The 17925-nt window shown below is 72.4% G+C and carries 16 protein-coding genes; all 16 read right to left on the minus strand.

Annotated features, from left to right (window positions below; all coding sequences use genetic code 11):
• Positions 1–108: 108 nt before the first annotated feature.
• A complete protein-coding gene (locus tag EAE32_RS11260) occupies positions 109–1086 on the minus strand; it encodes an RluA family pseudouridine synthase (protein ID WP_207803890.1) in 978 nt (325 codons plus the stop codon).
• Positions 1076–1645: a signal peptidase II gene (gene lspA / locus EAE32_RS11265; RefSeq protein WP_121865234.1), complete on the minus strand. Its 570-nt coding sequence runs from the start codon at positions 1643–1645 to the stop codon at positions 1076–1078. The genes EAE32_RS11260 and lspA overlap by 11 nt, the downstream gene beginning before the upstream one ends.
• 6 nt (positions 1646–1651) lie before the next feature.
• Positions 1652–2479 (minus strand): DivIVA domain-containing protein, encoded by an 828-nt coding sequence (locus tag EAE32_RS11270; RefSeq protein ID WP_121865235.1) that lies wholly within the window; start codon positions 2477–2479, stop codon positions 1652–1654.
• A 126-nt stretch (positions 2480–2605) separates the two neighbouring features.
• Positions 2606–2902 carry a YggT family protein gene (locus tag EAE32_RS11275; RefSeq protein ID WP_121865236.1) on the minus strand — a complete coding sequence of 99 codons (297 nt, stop codon included), beginning with the start codon at positions 2900–2902 and terminating at the stop codon, positions 2606–2608.
• 2 nt (positions 2903–2904) lie between these two features.
• A complete protein-coding gene (locus EAE32_RS11280; RefSeq protein ID WP_121865237.1) occupies positions 2905–3426 on the minus strand; it encodes a cell division protein SepF in 522 nt (173 codons plus the stop codon).
• A 64-nt stretch (positions 3427–3490) separates the two neighbouring features.
• Positions 3491–4435, minus strand: a complete 945-nt coding sequence (locus EAE32_RS11285; RefSeq protein WP_121865238.1) for a YggS family pyridoxal phosphate-dependent enzyme — start codon at positions 4433–4435, stop codon at positions 3491–3493.
• Positions 4432–5154 carry a purine nucleoside phosphorylase YfiH/LACC1 family protein gene (locus EAE32_RS11290; protein ID WP_121865239.1) on the minus strand — a complete coding sequence of 241 codons (723 nt, stop codon included), beginning with the start codon at positions 5152–5154 and terminating at the stop codon, positions 4432–4434. Before EAE32_RS11290 ends, EAE32_RS11285 begins: the two co-directional genes overlap by 4 nt.
• A 239-nt stretch (positions 5155–5393) precedes the next feature.
• On the minus strand, positions 5394–6638 hold the full coding sequence (gene ftsZ, locus EAE32_RS11295; RefSeq protein WP_121846760.1) for a cell division protein FtsZ: 1245 nt from the start codon (positions 6636–6638) through the stop codon (positions 5394–5396).
• A gap of 241 nt (positions 6639–6879) precedes the next feature.
• The gene (locus tag EAE32_RS11300; protein WP_121865240.1) at positions 6880–8022 is read right to left on the minus strand and encodes a cell division protein FtsQ/DivIB; all 1143 of its coding nucleotides are present in this window, start codon (positions 8020–8022) and stop codon (positions 6880–6882) included.
• Positions 8022–9428, minus strand: coding sequence for a UDP-N-acetylmuramate--L-alanine ligase (murC, locus tag EAE32_RS11305; RefSeq protein WP_121865241.1), 1407 nt, complete (start codon positions 9426–9428; stop codon positions 8022–8024). Before murC ends, EAE32_RS11300 begins: the two co-directional genes overlap by 1 nt.
• Positions 9429–9460: 32 nt before the next feature.
• Positions 9461–10594 carry an undecaprenyldiphospho-muramoylpentapeptide beta-N-acetylglucosaminyltransferase gene (gene murG / locus EAE32_RS11310; RefSeq protein ID WP_121865242.1) on the minus strand — a complete coding sequence of 378 codons (1134 nt, stop codon included), beginning with the start codon at positions 10592–10594 and terminating at the stop codon, positions 9461–9463.
• Positions 10591–11979 (minus strand): putative lipid II flippase FtsW, encoded by a 1389-nt coding sequence (gene ftsW / locus EAE32_RS11315; RefSeq protein ID WP_121865243.1) that lies wholly within the window; start codon positions 11977–11979, stop codon positions 10591–10593. Before ftsW ends, murG begins: the two co-directional genes overlap by 4 nt.
• On the minus strand, positions 11979–13529 hold the full coding sequence (gene murD / locus EAE32_RS11320; protein ID WP_207803893.1) for a UDP-N-acetylmuramoyl-L-alanine--D-glutamate ligase: 1551 nt from the start codon (positions 13527–13529) through the stop codon (positions 11979–11981). Before murD ends, ftsW begins: the two co-directional genes overlap by 1 nt.
• Before the next feature lie 77 nt (positions 13530–13606).
• Positions 13607–14740, minus strand: coding sequence for a phospho-N-acetylmuramoyl-pentapeptide-transferase (gene mraY, locus EAE32_RS11325; RefSeq protein WP_121865244.1), 1134 nt, complete (start codon positions 14738–14740; stop codon positions 13607–13609).
• Positions 14741–14745: 5 nt separating this feature from the next.
• On the minus strand, positions 14746–16224 hold the full coding sequence (locus EAE32_RS11330; protein ID WP_121865245.1) for a UDP-N-acetylmuramoyl-tripeptide--D-alanyl-D-alanine ligase: 1479 nt from the start codon (positions 16222–16224) through the stop codon (positions 14746–14748).
• Entirely contained in the window at positions 16221–17861 is a 1641-nt protein-coding gene (locus EAE32_RS11335; RefSeq protein WP_121865246.1) for a UDP-N-acetylmuramoyl-L-alanyl-D-glutamate--2,6-diaminopimelate ligase, read from the minus strand. Before EAE32_RS11335 ends, EAE32_RS11330 begins: the two co-directional genes overlap by 4 nt.
• Between the last annotated feature and the right edge of the window lie 64 nt (positions 17862–17925).

The raw sequence follows: 17925 nt of genomic DNA on the forward strand, positions 1-17925 counted from the left end.
TGGAGATGGGTGAAGCCTTTTTTGCCGGTCGCCGAAGTCACCGGCCCATTCTAGGACGGGGTCCGGACATCCGGCCCACCCGGGCGTGGGGATCCGCCCGGAGATCCGTCACAGCTGCGGACCGCCCTCCCGCAGGGTCTCCACCGCGTAGGCGAGGTCCGTGGGGTACGGGCTCTCGTACTCCACGTGCTCCCCCGTGGCGGGGCTGGTGAAGCCCAGGCGCTTGGCGTGCAGCCACTGCCGCGTGAGCCCCAGTCCGGCCGAGAGCGCGGGGTCCGCGCCGTAGGTGAGGTCACCGCAGCACGGGTGGTGCAGCGCACTGAAGTGCACGCGGATCTGGTGGGTGCGTCCCGTCTCCAGGCGCACCTCCACCAGCGACGCCCGGCCGAAGGCCTCGAGCACCTCGTAGTGCGTCACCGAGTTCCGCCCGCCCTCCAGCACCGCGAAGCGCCACTCGTGCCCGGGGTGGCGCCCGATGGGTGCGTCGATGGTCCCGGTCAGCGGGTCCGGGATGCCCTGGACGACGGCGTGGTACACCTTGGTGACCGTGCGCTCCTTGAACGCCCGCTTGAGCTGGGAGTACGCACCCTCCTGGCGCGCGACCACCATGAGCCCGGAGGTGCCCACGTCCAGCCGGTGCACGATGCCCTGGCGCTCCGGTGCACCGGAGGTGGCCACGGAGATTCCCGCCCCGGCCAGGGCGCCCACCACGGTGGGCCCCTTCCACCCGGGTGAGGGGTGGGCGGCCACCCCGGCGGGCTTGTCCACCACCACGTAGGACGGCTCCACGTGCACCAGACGCAGGTCCGGCACGTGCTGCGGGGCAATCCGGTGGGGGTCCTCCGGGACGGGCACCTGCACGGTGTAGGTCTCTGACATCGCCACCCGGTGCGACTTCCCCACGGGCCGGCCCCTGTGGGTCACACGGTCCCCGGCGCACAGCTGCGCGGCCGCGGACCGGGACAGGCCTGTCCAGGCCGCCACGGCGGCGTCGAGCCGCAGGCCCTCCTGCTCGGCGGAGGCGGTGAACCGCTCATCCGCGTACTCCGGATCGGAGCCCGTGGGGCGGGTGCGCTCAGTGCTCACGGTCGACCACCGTGTCCTCCTCGGGGCTGCCTGCGCGCCGGGCCTCGAGGTCCCGTTCCGTGAGGATGAGCAGCAGCACGAGGCCGATGCCCACGACCACCCCGCAGTCCGCGAGGTTGAAGATGGCGAAGTGCGGCACCGCGATGAAGTCCACCACGTGTCCACGCCCGACGCCGGGCTCCCGGAGCAGCCGGTCCGTGAGGTTGCCCGCGGTGCCTCCGAGCACGAGACCCAGGGCCAGGGCCCACCACATGTCCCGCACCCGGCGCAGCAGCCACAGGATGCCCACGGCCACGGCGGCCATCACGACCGTGAAGAACCAGGTGGAGCCGGAGCCCAGGGAGAACGCTCCCCCGCTGTTGCGGATGTGCTCCCACCACAGCAGCCCGGGGACCACGGGGTACTCCTGGCCCAGCGCCAGGTTGTCCACGACCCACAGCTTCACGAGCTGGTCAGCGCAGAGCACGGCGGCGGCCACGCCCAGGGCCACAATGCCGCAGCGGCGGCCCGTCCGGGTGGGAACGGGAGCCGCCGCTGCGTGCGAGGGGTGCTCGGTCACAGGCGCTTACTTGGTGCCCGTGCGCTTGCCCGTCACGGCCTTGGAGGCGTCCGTGGGGGCGAGGGAACCGGTGTTGTCGAGATCGCGCAGCTGCCCGTTGATGAAGCTCTTGAGGCTGCCGCGGTAGTCGGTCTCAAAGGCGCGCAGCTGGGCCACGGCGGCTTCCAGGTCCACCTTCTCGGTCTCCAGGGAGGACAGCGTCTCCTCCTTGGTCCGCTTGCCCTCGGCCACCAGGTGGTCCGCCTGGGTGCGCCCCTCGGTGATCAGGCGCTCGCGCTCGGCCTGGCCCTGGGAGACGTAGTCGTCGTGCAACTTCTGCGCCATGGCCAGCACGGCGGCGGCGGACTGCGAGGCGTCGGAGGCCTCGGGTGCGGTCTTCGCACCGGCCGGGACCGACGACGCCGCGGTGCCGGCCTGCGTGCCGTTCGTCCCGGTGGTCGCGGCAGCGGCGGTGGTCGTGGCGCTTTCGTGGCTCGTGGTCGTGTCGGCGGTGGCCGAGCCGGTGGTGGACGCCGCCTCCGTGGTGGTGGCCGGTGCCACCGTGACGGACTCGGAGACGGTGGTCCTGTTCTCGTCGGAGCGCGAGGACGCGGCGGCGGGGGTGACCGTGGAGTCGGTGGTGCCCGCGGCGTCGTCGGAGGCCGTGACGGTCTCCTCGGGACGGCCGCCCAGGGTCTCCACCTGCTTGCGCAGGGCGTCGTTCTCCTGGTGCAGGCGGCGCAGCTCCACGACGACCTCGTCCAGGAAGTCGTCCACCTCGTCCTGGTCGTAGCCCTCACGGAACTTGGTGGGCTGGAACCGCTTGTTGATGACGTCTTCGGGTGTCAAAGCCATGAGATCTTCTCACTCCTCGTGTAGAACGGGACCGCTCGGGTCCTCGGGATCCGCCTGCGCGCTCCAACGGCCGCGGTGGGTTCCGGCCCAGGATACAACCGCGTGCCCCGGACCGCGCTCAGGCCGTCAGACCCGGAACAGCAGACCCCCCACGATGGTCCGCAGGATGCTGATGACGAAGACCAGGATCAGGAACCCCAGGTCCAGCGCCACCCCGCCGAACCGCAGCGGCGGCACGAGCCGTCGCAGCGCGTTCATGGGCGGGTCGGTCAGCGAGTAGATGGTGGAGGCGACCACGAGGGCCAGACCCCTGGGCCGCCACCCGCGCGCGAACATCTGGATCCAGTCCAGCACCAGCCGAGCAATCAGGGCGATGTAGAGGACGTGGACCACCAGGTAGACGATCGACAGCGCGAGGTTCACGATCAGCCCTCGACCTGCTCGAGGGAGCTCGGGGCCTCGTCGATCTCATCGGTGTGGCCCTGGTCCCTGACTTCCACGAAGGAGGGGGTCAGCAGGAACACCTTGGCGGTGACGCGCTCGATGGAGCCGTGCAGCGCGAAGACCAGGCCCGCGGCGAAGTCCACGAGGCGCTTGGCCTCGGACTCGCCCATGTCGGAGACGTTCATGATCACGGGAGTGCCGTCCCGGAAGGCCTCCCCGATGGACTTGGCGTCGTTGTAGGACCGGGGATGCACGGTGGTGATGGTGCGCAATTCGTTCTCGTCCTCTCGGGAACTGGGAGCCCGCTTGATGGGGGTCACGGGGGCTCTGTACTCGGGGGAACGGCGCGCCACGGAGGTGCTGCCGCTCTCGCTCCCGGCGGGGGTGGAGCCGCCGGTGCTCTGGGGGGTGTCCCGAGGGCGGGGGGTGTCTTCGGAGAAGTACTCGTCGTCGTTCTCGGCAAGCCCGAGATACACCATGGTGCGACGCAGCGCTCCGGCCATGTTCTCTCCTCAATCCTTCACTGGGGGGCGCCGTGCATGGGCCCGCACGTCGTCCGTCATTACGCTACCGCACCGCGGGCCGGGGCCCGAGAACATCCGATCCGATCCGCACGTGCGTGGCCCCGGCGGCCACCGCGGCCTCCAGGTCCCCGCTCATGCCGGCGGAGACCGCGGTGGCCTCCGGGTGCTCGCCGCGCACCTGCTGGGAGATCGCCCACAGCCGCTCGAACGCCTCGCGGGGATCACCCTCGCGGGGCGCCACCGCCATCACGCCGCCCAGCCGCAGCCCCTCGGTCTCCGCGATCTCCCGGGCGAGCCCGGGCACGGTGTCCGGGTGCGCGCCGCCGCGCGCGTCCTCACGGGAGGCCTCCGGGTCCAGGTTCACCTGCACGAGGCACGTGAGGTCCTCGGCCGCGCACGGCCCGGCGGCGACGTCTCCCGACGCCGCGGCGTCGCGGTGGGTGCGGACGGCCCGCCCCAGTGCCGTGACGAGCGAGGCCCGGTCCACCGAGTGGACCCACGACGCGTAGCGCACCACGTGCTTGGCCTTGTTGGACTGCAGCTGCCCGACGAAGTGCCACACCGGGGCCGAGACGGGCGGCTGCTGCGCGGCGAGCGCCTGGGCCACCTCACGGGCCTTGGGGCCCGCCTCCTGGTCCTTGTTCTCCCCCACCGCTCGGACGCCCAGCTCCCGCAGCCGGAGCACGTCCTGGGCGGGGAAGAACTTGGTGACCACCACGAGCGCGGGCAGCGCGCCGTCGTGGGCTCGGTCCTCGGGGCGCTCGGCCGCGGCGTCGAGGATCCGGCGGCGCACCGTGGACAGGCGCTGCGCGAGCTCCGCGGTGCGCCGGGCACCACCCGGGACGGCGTCCTGGGAGTGCTCAGGTGCGTCGGCCGCCCGGGCCCCGGGGTCCGTCGACGCGGGTGCCGGCGCACCGGGGCGAGGCACCGGTGCCCCGCTCCCCGAGGAGTCGGCGCCGTCCTGGGGATCGCGTGGCTGCTCGCTCATGCATCGTCCTTTCCCGCGGTGCTCCACACGAGCCCCGCAAGCCTGCCGGTCGTCCGGTCACGGCGGTAGGAGTACAGCTCCGTGTGCTCCAGGGTGCACCACGCGGTGCGGTCGGCGCCCTCCGGTGCCACCGCGACGTCGAGCGAACCGAGGAGGGTCCGTGCGGCACCCGGCAGGTCCAGCCCGGGGGTGCCCCGGTCGGTGGTGCTCACGATGCCCGGCAGAACACGCTGCGCCTGCGCGGCCATCTCCGGCGGCACCTCGTAGCACCGCCCGCACACGGCCGGCCCGATCCAGGCGCGGATCCCCGTGGCCCCGTGCCCGCGCACCGCCGCCACGGTGCGCTGCAGCACCCCCTCCAGCAGGCCCTTCCTCCCCGCGTGGGCCACGGCCAGGACCGGCTCGGCGCGGGGGCGCTCGCCCACGAGCACCACGGGCAGGCAGTCGGCGGTGAGGATGCCCAGGGGCGTCCCGTCCGCGCTGACCGCGGCGTCGGCCTCCGGAGCGGTCCGGGGCACGTGGGTGCCCGTGACGTCGTGGACCACCGTGCCGTGCACCTGGCGCACCCAGCGCACCGGGGCCAGCCCGAGTTCCGTCTCCAGCGCACGACGCCGCCGGGTCACCGCCTCGGGCTCGTCACCCGTGTGGGCGGCCAGGTTGCCCTCGGTGGCATCGGTGAAGGCGATGCCCACGCCGTCCCACTCGGTTTGGAACCACATCTGCGCTCTCCTCGCTCGACCCGCCACCCTGGCGCGGGGCGGAAGCACGAACGGGGTGGCCGTCCGTTCGGACGGCCACCCCGTTCACGCTGGTTCTGATCTCCTGCTGGTCTTCCTGCTGTCCCCGTGGTCAATTGGTCCGCGTGCGCTCGTCGACTGCCTCACCGACCCACCCGCCCCGCGGGGCGGGAGCCGACGGGACCCCCGGGGAGCTGTGCGGGTGCCGGGCACCCGCCCGCTCACTTCAGGAAGTCGGGGAAGTCCAGGGAGTCCTTGCGCGCGGCCCCGTTCGAGGTGGACGGGGCGTCCGCCTCGGCGGGCAGGTCAACGTCGAACCCGGCGTCGTCGGGGATGTCGTCGTCCTGGTTCTGCCGCGAGCCGAAGCCCGAGGTCGGCGCCGAGTAGGAGCTGCCGCCGCGCTGCGGGGAGCGTCCCAGGCCTGCGGGACGGGAGGCGTCCCCGCCGAAGGCGGCGCGGGTGTTCTCCGCCTGACGCTGGGCCGGGGAGGAGTTGTTCGCGTTGGTCTCCTGGGAGACGGAGTCGAAGCCTGCGGCGATCACGGTCACGCGCGCCTGGTCCCCCAGGGCGTCGTCGATCACGGCGCCGAAGATGATGTTGGCCTCGGGGTGCGCAACCTCCTGGACGAGGCGCGCGGCCTCGTTGATCTCGAACAGACCGAGGTCGGAGCCGCCCTGGATGGAGAGCAGCACGCCGTGGGCACCGTCGATGGAGGCCTCGAGCAGCGGGGAGGCGATCGCGAGCTCGGCGGCCTTCACGGCACGGTCCTCGCCCTGCGCGGAGCCGATGCCCATCAGCGCCGAACCCGCCCCCTGCATCACGGACTTGACATCCGCGAAGTCCAGGTTGATGAGGCCCGGCGTGGTGATCAGGTCCGTGATGCCGGAGACACCCGAGAGCAGCACCTGGTCCGCGGACTTGAACGCGTCCAGCATGGAGACGTTGCGGTCCGAGATGGAGAGCAGACGGTCGTTGGGGATCACGATGAGCGTGTCCACCTCGTCGCGCAGGGTCTCGATGCCGTTCTCGGCCTGGTTGGACCGGCGGCGACCCTCGAAGGTGAAGGGACGGGTGACCACACCGATGGTCAGGGCGCCCAGGGAGCGGGCGATGCGGGCCACGACGGGAGCGCCACCGGTTCCGGTGCCACCGCCCTCGCCTGCGGTGACGAAGACCATGTCGGCACCCTTGAGCACCTCCTGGATCTCCTCCTCGTGGTCCTCGGCGGCCTGACGCCCGACGTCCGGGTTGGCGCCGGCACCGAGGCCCCGGGTCAGCTCGCGCCCGACGTCCAGCTTGACGTCCGCGTCGGACATCAGCAGCGCCTGGGCGTCCGTGTTGATGGCAATGAACTCGACGCCGCGCAGACCTTCCTCGATCATGCGGTTCACGGCGTTGACGCCGCCGCCGCCGATGCCGACCACCTTGATGACGGCCAAGTAGTTCTGGGGGGTTGAGGAGTCCATGTGCACCTAACTCGCGTGGGCTTGCGGGGATGGGGATGACGCGCTGGGGAGAAGTCTCAAGTCTTACGTGAATGTATCGCAAAACAACGTATTCGCCGAGCACGCCGTCGTCATTTCCGATAAGGATACCAACCGGCGCGCCGTTCTCCCCATCATGTTCCCACGTGTTACCGGGATGTGCCACATTCTCCCACCTCGTGGCCAGCCTTGAAGTTTCACGTATTACTTGAAGTCCCGTGGGTTAAGTGACGACCGGGTGCAGCGGGGCGGAGACGTCGATGAGCGTGGCGCCGTCCACCTTGCGCGAGTTCACGAGTGCGGCCACGACCTGCGCCTTCAGCTCGCTGTCCCCCGCATCCCCCCAGCGGACCTTCTTGCCGTCCTTGAAGGTCAGCTCCACGGCAGAGCCCGACGGCGCAACCGCCCCCTCCAGCCGGGAGAGCACGTCCGCGGGCAGAGCGGCGAGGACGTCCGAGATGTCCTGGAACTTCTGCGTGCTCAGCACGCCCCGACCACCCGCGATCAGCGGCACGTCCGGCCGCTGGGCCTTGGGCACCGTGCTGAGGGGCTTGCCCTCCGAGTCCACGAGGACCACACCGGCGCCGTCCTCCACCACGGCCACTCCCACCCGTTCGTGGAGCTGCACGGAGATCGTGTGGGGTGGGTGGAACGAGACGTCCACGGACTTCACCTGGGCCACGTCCCCCAGGGAGGCCGTGACGTCCTGCGGGGAGATCCGGGTCATGGGGACCCCCTGGTACCCTGCCAGCGCGTCCTGCACCGCCTGCGGGTTCGTGAGCGTGGCCCCCTGCACGTCGATGGTGCGGGTGGCGAACAGCGGTGAGAAGAACACCGCCACGAGCAGGACGAGGAGCACAAGCAGGGACAGGGCAGCCGTGAGCAGCCGGGTGCGCCGCCGCCTGCGGGCAGGGCTGGGCGGGAACGGTACAACGGTGCTGCGCGCCCCGTCCCGCTGCTCCCCCTCCTCGGGGCCGAGGTCGCCCGCTCCGCCGTCGAGGTCCTCGACCCGCGCCGCACGGCGTCGTGCCCGCCACGACGAGAACCGCCCTCCGGCCTCGGGCACCGCCTCGAGCTGACCGGTGTCCACGCGCGAGACCTTCGAGGGGTCGTTGACCTGCACCGCGGGACGGGCATCCTCCCCGGTACCGGAACCGTGGCCCGGGCGACGCGCTGCGGCCGCCCGCGTGAGGGCGTCGAGGTCGTCCGCCGAGACGGCCGACGAGCCGGAGCCGCGCGGGGGCACGGCGGCGTCGTCCGGCGGGAGCGGCCCGCGGTCCACCACGAACGCGGCGTCGTCCAGGTCCTGCGGGTCCCCCGGGTCACCGGCGACGGCGGGCTGGGACGGGGGCGTGGAGCGTGCCATCAGCGCCGGGCCAGGGCCGCGAGCAGCTGCGGGCCGAGCGCGGTGACGTCCCCGGCACCCACGGTCATCACGACGTCGCCGGGCTCGGCCCGTTCGACGACGGCCGCGACCGCCTCCTGCATGGTGGGGGTGGAGACCACGCGGGCATCCCGGGCGTGCCCCGTGATCGTGGCACCGGTGATGCCCGGCTCGGGCTGCTCCCGGGCACCGAAGACGTCGGTGACGCACGCGAGGTCCGCGAGCTCCAGGGCACGGCAGAACGGCTCCGCGAACTCGCGGGTGCGGGAGTACAGGTGGGGCTGGAACACCGCGAGCACACGGTGGCCCTGGGCCACGTCCCGGGCGGCACCGAGAGCGGCGGCCACCTCGGTGGGGTGGTGGGCGTAGTCGTCGAAGACGCGCACGGAACCCTCCTCTCCCTTGAGGTCGAAGCGCCGGGCGGAGCCGTGGAACTGACCGAGCCCGGCAAGCAGCAGCTCCGGATCCCCGCCGGCGGCGAGGCCCGCAGCGAAGGCCGCCGCGGCGTCGGCCACGTTGTGGGCACCCGGCACGGCGAGCGCGAGCTCCACCTCGCGGCGCCCCTCCCCCGCGGGGAAGCTCAGGCGGCACGTGGCGCCGGTGCCCGCGGGACGCACCTGCGACACGTGGACGTCCGCGGAGCCGTCCGTCCCATAGGTCAGCACCGCGGCACCCAGCTCACGACGCCGCCGCGCCAGGCGCGCCGCCCCGGGATCGTCCACGCAGGCCACCAGGGTGCCGCCCTCACGGACGGTGTCCGAGAACTCGTCGAACGCGCGGTGGAACGCCTCGGCGCTGCCGTAGTGGTCCAGGTGGTCGGGCTCCACGTTGGTCACCACGGCGATCCGCGGGTGGTAGGCCATGAACGAGCCGTCGGACTCGTCCGCCTCCGCGACGAACCAGTCGCCGTCCCCGAAACCGGCGTTCGCACCGAGGTCCGCGACGAACGCGCCGATGGCCCACGAGGGGTCCAGCCCGGCCGTGCGCAGGGCCACGGCGGTCATCGAGCTCGTGGTCGTCTTGCCGTGGGTCCCCGCCACGGCGATGACGTGACGGCCGTGCATGGCCGCCGCGAGCGCCTCGGAGCGGTGCAGCACACGCAGACCGGCGGCGCGGGCGGCGGCGAGCTCGGGGTTGCTCTCCCGGATGGCCGTGGAGACCACCACCGTGGCCGCGCCGGACACGTTGGAGGCGTCCTGTCCCACGAAGACGGTGGCGCCGAGCCCCTCGAGCTCGCGCAGACCCGCCGAGTCCTTGGCGTCGGATCCGCTCACCGGCACACCGCGGGCGAGCAGCAGGCGGGCCACGGCGGACATGCCCGCCCCGCCCATGCCGATGAAGTGCACGCGCCCGAGGGCGTGGGGGTCGAGGGGTTGCTGGCTGGTCACGGGGAACTCTCCTGAGGGCGAGGGGAAGGGGATCAGGCGCGCGCGGCGTCGAGGGTCAGCCGCGCCATCACCTGCGCGGCATCGCGCACGCCGTGCGCCGCGCAGGCCCGCGCCATGCGCTCCAGACGAGCGGCGTCCGTGACGAGCGGTGCCACGGTCTGCCGGTAGAACTCGGGGGTGAACTCAGCGTCCGGCACGAGCCCGGCGCCCCCTGCGGCCACGAGCGAGCGGGCGTTGAGCGCCTGCTCCCCGTTGCCGATGGGCAGGGGCACGAACACGGCGGGCAGGCCCACGGCGGCCACCTCGCACACCGTGGCCGCACCCGCTCGGGCCACGAGCAGGTCCGCGGCGGCGTAGACCGTTTCCATGCCGTCCACGAACTCGGTCTGCACGTAGTTCTCGGCGCGCAGCAGCTCACCGTCCGGGGTGCGCACCTCCTTGGTGCGCCCCGTCACGTGGAGCAGCTGGTAGCCGGAGCCCCCGATCTCCCGTGCGACCGCGGCCACCGTGCGGTTCATGGACTGCGCCCCGGACGAGCCGCCCGTGACCACCACGGTGGGCAGGTCCGGCTCGAGTCCCAGGGCGGTGCGTGCGGAGGCGCGCTGCGCCGCACGGTCGAGCGTGGCGATCTCCCTCCGCATAGGCATGCCCACGGTGTGGGCACCGCGCAGGGGCGTGTCGGGAAACGCCGTGGCCACCACCGTGGCGAAGCGCGCGCCCACCCGGTTGGCAAGTCCCGGCCTGGCGTTGGCCTCGTGGATCACCACGGGGATGCGACGACGGGCCGCGGCAAGGTACACGGGCGTGCACACGTACCCGCCCACGCCCACCACCACCGTGGCCTGCTGGGAGTCGAGGATGCACCCGGCCTGCTGCACGGCCGTGGCCATGCGCCGCGGCAGGCGGAGCAGGTCCGCGGAGGGACGGCGGGGCAGCGGCACGCGCTCGATCAGCTCGAGGGGCACTCCGGCCTCCGGCACCAGACGGGTCTCCATTCCCGACGCCGTGCCCACGGCGCACACGCTCGCGTCCGCCCGTGCCTCCTGAACCGCGTGGGCGATCGCCAGCAGCGGGCTGATGTGCCCCGCAGTGCCGCCGCCGGCGAGCACCACTCGTGCTGACCCCGCCCGCTGCGGGTGCTGGTGCGAGTCCTCGGTGGATGTCATCGTCGTGCCTTTCCGATCAGGCCGCCCAGGCTGCGGGTCCAGGCTGGGCGGGAGCCCTCGTGCTCAGAGTCGTAGCCGCGCTCGCGCGCCTCCTGCTCGTCCAGGATGCGCTCCTGCCCGTCACCGCCCGGCCCGCGGTCCGTGCGGACGCGCACCGTGCGGGGCACCCGGGCGAAGGACATCACCACGCCCACGGCGGCCATGGTGGTCAGCAGGGCTGATCCACCGTAGCTGATGAACGGCAGGGGGATGCCGATGACCGGCAGCAGCCCGGTGACCATCCCCAGGTTCACGAAGGCCTGACCCACGATCCAGGTGGTGATGCACGCCGTGGTGATCCGCACGAACGTGCTGCGGGTGCGGGTGAGGATGCGCGCCATGGCGACGACCACGACGATGAAGAGCAGCAGGATGATGGTGGCGCCCACCAGTCCCAGCTCCTCCCCGATGATCGAGAAGATGTAGTCGTTGTGCGCCTCCGGCACGTAGTTGTACTTGAGCCGGGACTGGCCGAGCCCCACACCCCACCAGCCCCCGGTGGCCAGCGCGTTGAGGCCCTGCTGGGCCTGCCAGCACGCGTCCGTGGCGCCGCAGTCCGCGAACAGCCAGCCCGTGATGCGGTCGAGGCGGTGGGGCGAGGTCACCACCAGGAACAGGCCCACGACCACGAGCAGCGCCGCGCCGCCGACGAAGATCTTCAGGGGTGCGCGCACGAACCACAGGGCGCCCGCGTAGATCATGGCGAAGACGATGGCCGTGCCCGCGTCCCCTCCGGCGAGCACGAGACCGGTGGGGACGATGAACCCGAGGAGCGAGGGCCACAGGGCCTTCTTCCAGTCGTCCGCCACCTCCCGGCCCTGGCGGGCGAAGAGCGCGGCGAGCCAGATGCTCAGGGCGAGTTTCGCGAGCTCGGAGGGCTGGATGGACTGCCCGCCCACCACGAGCCAGTTGCGGTTTCCGTTGACCTCCCGTCCCAGCGGGGTGAACACGAGCGCGGACACGAGCACACTGACGAGCCACGCGGGCCAGGCGGCCTTCCGGTACACGTGGGTGGGCACGAGCGAGAGCACGACCATCAGGACCAGGCCGATGAGTCCGAACGCCGCCTGCTTGGCGAAGAGGGAGTACGCGGAGCGCGAGTCCGAGATGGACTCCACCGCGGAGGCGGAGAGCACCATCATCACGCCGATGCCGGTGAGCAGGACAACGCACCCGGCGAGCGCGTAGTAGGAGTGGACGAGCGGCCCGTCCGTGACGTGGTGCCAGACGTGGCGCGCACGGGTGCTCAGCGCCGCACCGCCGCGCCCGGCAGCGGGTGCGGCGTCCGGCCGCGCGCTCCGGGTGGTGCCCGTGACCGGTCCGGTGCCGGTGGTTCGGGTGGCCATCAGAACCCCAGTTCCTCGTGGACGCCGTGGGTGAACGCGGTGCCGCGGTCCGCGTAGTCGGTGAACTGGTCCATGGACGCGGCCGCCGGCGCCATCAGCACGGTGTCCCCGGGAGCCGCCTGCTCGCGCGCCAGGCGCACCGCGCGGCGCATGACCGCGTGGCCGTCCGCGGGGTCGGAGCCGTCCTCGGGGGCACCGTCCCCCTCGGCCCGCGGGGTGGCCACCAGGACGGGCACGTCCGGGGCGAGCCGCGCGAGGGAGTCCAGCAGGGCGGCGTCGTCCGTGCCGATCACGACCACCGCCTTGAGCCGGGGCGCGTGACGACGCACGAGATCGTCGTAGGTGACGCCCTTGGACAGCCCGCCCGCGATCCACACCACGGGGTCGAAGGCGGAGAGCGAGGCCTGTGCGGCGTGGGGGTTGGTGGCCTTGGAGTCGTTGATCCAGCGCACGCCGTCCGTCTCGGCGACGAGCTGGATGCGGTGGTCGCCGGGACGGTGGGCACGCAGCCCGTCCCGCACGGCTTCGGGCTCGACTCCGACGGCGCGCGCGAGGGCCGCGGCGGCCAGGGCGTTGGCGACGCCGTGGCGCGTGGGGATCTCCCCCGTGTCCGCGACCGAGCCGATCTCCGCGGCGGTCTTCACGCGGTCCGCCACGAACGCGCGGTCCACGAGCAGGTCCTCCACGACCCCCAGCATGGACAGCCCCGGGTGCTGGGTGGTGAAGCCCACGGCACGGCAGCCCTCGACCACGTCCGCCGCCGCGACGAGCTCCTCGGCGCCCTCCTGCTCGGCGTTGTAGACGCACGCCACCTGGGTGTTCTCGTACACGCGGGACTTGTCCGCCCGGTAGTTCTCGAAGCTGCCGTGCCAGTCCACGTGGTCCTCGGCCACGTTGAGCACCGCGGAGGCCACCGGGGAGACCGAGTGCGCCCAGTGCAGCTGGAAGCTCGAGAGCTCCACGGCCAGGACGTCGTACTCCACGGGATCGCGCAGGGCGTCCAGGATGGGCGTTCCCACGTTGCCCACGGCCACGGCCTTGAGCCCGGCGGCCTGCAGGATGGACGCGGTCATCCCCACCGTGGTGGTCTTGCCGTTGGTCCCGGTGATGCACAGCCACTGCGGGGTCCTGCGCCCCCGGCGCCGGCTCACGCGCCACGCGAGCTCCACGTCCCCCCAGATCTGGATGCCCTCCGCGCGCGCGGCCTCGAGCAGCGGGTGGGTGGGCCGGATCCCGGGTGAGGTCACCACCAGGTCCGGGCGCTCCCCCGCGACGTCCGGCAGGCTCGTCATGGCGTCCGGGCCCAGCACGACGTCGCTCGCCCCCACGATCCTCAAGGTGTCCGCGCTCTGCCGGTTGCGCTCGGTGTCCCCCGAGTCCACGACCGTCACCACGGCCCCGAGCTCGATCAGGGTGTCCGCCGCCGCGAAGCCGGAGACGCCGATCCCGGCCACGACCACGCGCAGCCCGGACCACGGCGCGTCCCAGCTGGTCAGCTCCGCCAGCCGGGGATTGTCCAGGACGGGGTTCTCGTTGCTCGCGTGCATCATGTCCGGTGTCTGCCTCATCCTCAGGGGTCCGTGCGGGGGTCGTGGAGCGGGGTGCCCGGTGCTCACCGGGCGGGGCGTCAGTGCAGGGCCTCCGTGCCCGGGAACGCGCCGCCGTTGTGGAGCAGCCAGTCCCCGTAGAACACGCCCAGCGCGGCCGCCACGAAGAGCCCGGCGATGACCCAGAAGCGCACCACGATGGTGACCTCCTGCCAGCCCTTGAGCTCGAAGTGGTGCTGGAGGGGCGCCATCTTGAAGATGCGCCTGCCGTGGGAGAGCTTGAAGTAGCCCACCTGCAGGATCACGGACATCGTGATGACCACGAACAGTCCCGCGATCAGCACCAGCAGCAGCTCGGTGCGGGAGAGCACCGCGAACGCGGCCAGGGCACCGCCCAGGCCCAGGGAACCGGTGTCCCCCATGAAGATCTTGGCCGGGGAGGTGTTCCACCACAGGAAGCCGATGAGGGAGCCCACCAGCGCCGCGGCCACGATCGAGAGGTCCATGGGATCCCGCACCGCGTAGCACGCGGTCTGCGCCACGTTCTCGCACAGGTGCCCGGCCTGCCACAGTGTGATGAGCATGTACCCGCTGAACACCAGGAGGGACGCGCCGGTGGCGAGCCCGTCCAGACCGTCCGTGAGGTTCACGGCGTTGGTGGTGCCGGTGGCGATGAGGTTGACCCAGACCACGAAGAGGATCAGCCCCACCACGGGTCCTGCGAAGGCGAGGTCGATCCCGGTGTCCCGGGTCCAGGAGATGGCCGTGGAGGCGGGCGTGTTGCCCGCCGCGTCCGGGAAGAAGAGCACGAGGACCGCGAAGGCGCTGCCGATCGCGCCCTGCAGGACCATCTTGCCCGCGGCCGTCAGACCGAGGTTCTGCTTCTTGGAGATCTTCTTGTAGTCGTCCAGGAAGCCCACCAGGCCCATGCCCAGCATGAGCCCGAGCGCGAGCAGCCCGGAGAGGGTCACTCCCCCGTTCTCCGGCCACGCGATCACGCTGACGAGGTGGGTGATCAGGTACGCGGCCACCACCGACAGCAGGATGGCCACGCCCCCCATGGTGGGAGTCCCGCGTTTGGTCTGGTGGGAGGTGGGGCCGTCGTCACGGATGTACTGGCCGTAGCCGTTGCGCGCGAGGACCTTGATCAGGGCGGGGGTCCCGAACATCGAGAGCACGAGACCGAGCCCCGCTGCCATGAGCAACTGGATCATGGGGCTCAGCCCTCCTGGTCGTTCGAGTCGGACCCGGACGCCGCGATGCGGTCACCCAGGTGGTTGAGTCCGGCGGCGTTCGAGGACTTCAGCAGCACGATGTCCCCGGGGCGCAGCACCGAGCGCAGGTGCTCCTCGGCGTGCTCCGCGTCGGGCACCCACGCGGCCTCCTCGCCCCACGAGCCCTCCAGCGTGGCGGCGGTGTGGACCGGGCGGGCCGTGTCCCCCACGGCCACCACGTGCGAGATGTTGAGCCGCACGAGCAGCTGGCCGAGGTCCGCGTGCGCGGCGATCGAGTCCTCACCGAGCTCGTACATCCCGCCCAGCACGGCGATCGTGCGCCGCGGCGGGTGCTCGGCGTCCCCGCGTCCGAGCTGCGCGAGCGTCTGCAGCGCGGCCTTCATGGACTGCGGGTTGGCGTTGTAGGCGTCGTTGATCACGGTCACGCCATCCGCCCGCTCGGTGCGCTCCATGCGCCAGCGCGAGCGCGCGGCCGTGCCCTCCAGCCCCGCGGCGATGCGCTCCGGGTCCACACCGGCGCCCAGGGCCACGGACGCCGCGGCGAGCAGGTTGGTGACGTGGTGGGCTCCGATCAGCCGGGAGTGCACCGGGTACGCCGAGCCGTCCGGGAAGTGCAGGGTGAAGGACGGGCAGCCGTCCGCGCCCACCGTGACGTCCTCGGCCCACACGCGCGCGTCGTCGTGGCCGGTCTCGTGCGCGTCGGGTCCCTGGCCGAACGAGATGATGCGCGCCCCGGTGCGCTCGCGCATGGGACGCACGCGGGCGTCGTCGTCGTTGAGCACGGCCGTGCCCCGCGCCGAGAGGCACTCGACCATCTCGCCCTTGGCGCGGGCGATGTTCTCCACGCCGCCGAACTCGCCGGCGTGCGCGGTGCCCACGCACAGCACGGCACCCACGTCCGGGCGGACCATCTCGCACAGGTAGCGGATGTTGCCGATGTGCGTGGCACCCATCTCCACCACGAAGTACGCGGTGTCCTCGGTGGCGGTGAACACCGTGAGCGGGACGCCCACCTCACCGTTGTAGGAGTTGCGCGGGGCCACGGTGGGGCCCTCGGCGCCGAAGATCCCGTGCAGCAGGTCCTTGGTGGTGGTCTTGCCCACCGAGCCCGTGACGGCGACGACCGTCACGGGATGCTCTGCGCGCAGCCGCTCCAGCACGTGGCTCGCGAGTGCGCCCATGGCCAGGACGACGTCCTCGACCACCACGCAGGGGTACGGGGTCCCCGACTCGTCCACGACCTCGCGCTGCGTGAGGTGCAGCGCGGCACCGGACGCGGCGGCCTGCGGCACGAAGCGGTGGCCGTCCGTCGTCTCCCCGGGCTTGGCCACGAACAGCGTGCCGTCCGTGACCTCGCGCGAGTCGGTGGTGACCGACGAGACCGTCACGGCCCCGGGGTCCGGGACCCCGGCGAGCCGCCCGGCCACGGCCTCCGCGAGCTCCGCGGCGGTGATGGCGATCATTTCTGCTCCTTCGTCTGCATGTGCATCTCCGCCAGGGCGTCGCGCAGCTCCACGCGGTCGTCCAGGGGGATGTCCACGCCGTTGACATCCTGTGCCGTCTCGTGCCCGCGCCCGGCCACGACGATCGAGTCCGCGGGCCGGGCCATGCGCACGGCGGTGCGGATGGCCGTGGCGCGCGGCGCGATGACCAGCACCTCCGCCGCCCGGGCGCCGTTCGCCACGGCCTCCCGGGCACCCTGGGCCACCTGCTCGCGGATGGGGCCCGGGTCCTCCCGGTGGGGGTCGTCGTCGGTGACGATCACCACGTCGGCCTCCTCCGCGGCCACCCGGCCCATGACGGGACGCTTGGTGGTGTCGCGCTCGCCGGTGGCCCCGAAGACCACGATCACGCGGCCGTCGTCCTCGCGCGGGTCCACGGAGCGCAGTGCCCGCACGAGGGCGTCCGGGTTGTGCGCGAAGTCCACGAGCGAGGTGGGTTCGGTTCCCACGAGCTCCATGCGTCCCGGCACCGATGCGGTGAGCGGGTCGTGCTCGTCCAGGGCCGCCTGGAGCCGGTCGAGGGCCACGCCGGAGTCCAGCACCATGAGCACCGCGAGTGCCGCGTTGGCCACGTTGAAGTCCCCGGGCAGTCCCGTGTGCACGCGCAGCACCCGGCCGTCCGCGTGCTGCAGCACGAACGAGTTCCCGATGCCCTGACGGGTCAGCGAGCGCAGGGTCCAGTCGGCGGCCTCCGCGGCGGAGGTGTCGCTGCCGCGCAGGGCCACCGTGGTCACGGCGGACGCACCGAGGTTCTCCCTCGCGCGCTGCGCCATGGCACCGCTCCACGGCTCGTCCGGGGAGAGCACGACGACGGCGCGCCGCGTCCGCTCCCGGGTGAACAGCTGGGCCTTCGCCTCGAAGTACTCGGCCATGGACCCGTGCAGGTCCAGGTGGTCCTGGGTGAGGTTGGTGAACCCGGCGACGTCGTAGTGCACGCCGTCCACGCGGTGGAACTCCAGCGCGTGGGAGGAGACCTCCATGGCCGTGGCGGTGATCCCACGCTCCCGCATCAGGGCCAGGAGCGAGTGGACGTGCGGGGCCTCGGGGGTGGTCAGGCGGGAGGGGATGGGCGTGTCCCCCGCGAGGATCTCGATGGTGCCGATCAGGCCCGTGGTGTGCCCGAGGGCCCGCAGGATGGAGGTGGTGAAGTACGTGGTGGTGGTCTTGCCGTTCGTGCCGGTCACGGCGAAGAGGTCCTGGCCCGTGCCGTCCCCGGGGTGCGAGTCGTAGAGAGCCGCGGCCACCGGCCCCACCCACGAGCGGGGCTCCGGACTCACCAGGACGGGCAGGTCCACGCCGGCCCCGGCAACCTCACGGGCACCCTCGGGATCGGTGAGCACGGCGGCGGCGCCGGACGCCGCGGCGTCGGCCGCGAAGCGCGCCCCGTGGAGGTGGGCCCCGGGAAGTGCCGCGTAGAGGTCCCCGGCCTGCACCTCGCGCGAGTTCAGGGCCACTCCGGTGACCGGGGCCGCGGTTCCCGACGCGGCCGGGACCAGCCGCGCCCCGGTGAGACCCACGAGGTCCTCGACCGTGTGGGGGACGGGACGGGAGGGGCGCATGCTCTGCGCGTCGGCCCCGTCCTGGGCAGTTGCCACCATAGAAATCCTCTTCGAACCTTGTCCGCGGACGTACCCCGTCCACCCGGGCCGGCATCTCGCCGGT

This window comes from Kocuria tytonicola, assembly GCF_003687175.1.
GTDB lineage: Bacteria > Actinomycetota > Actinomycetes > Actinomycetales > Micrococcaceae > Kocuria > Kocuria tytonicola.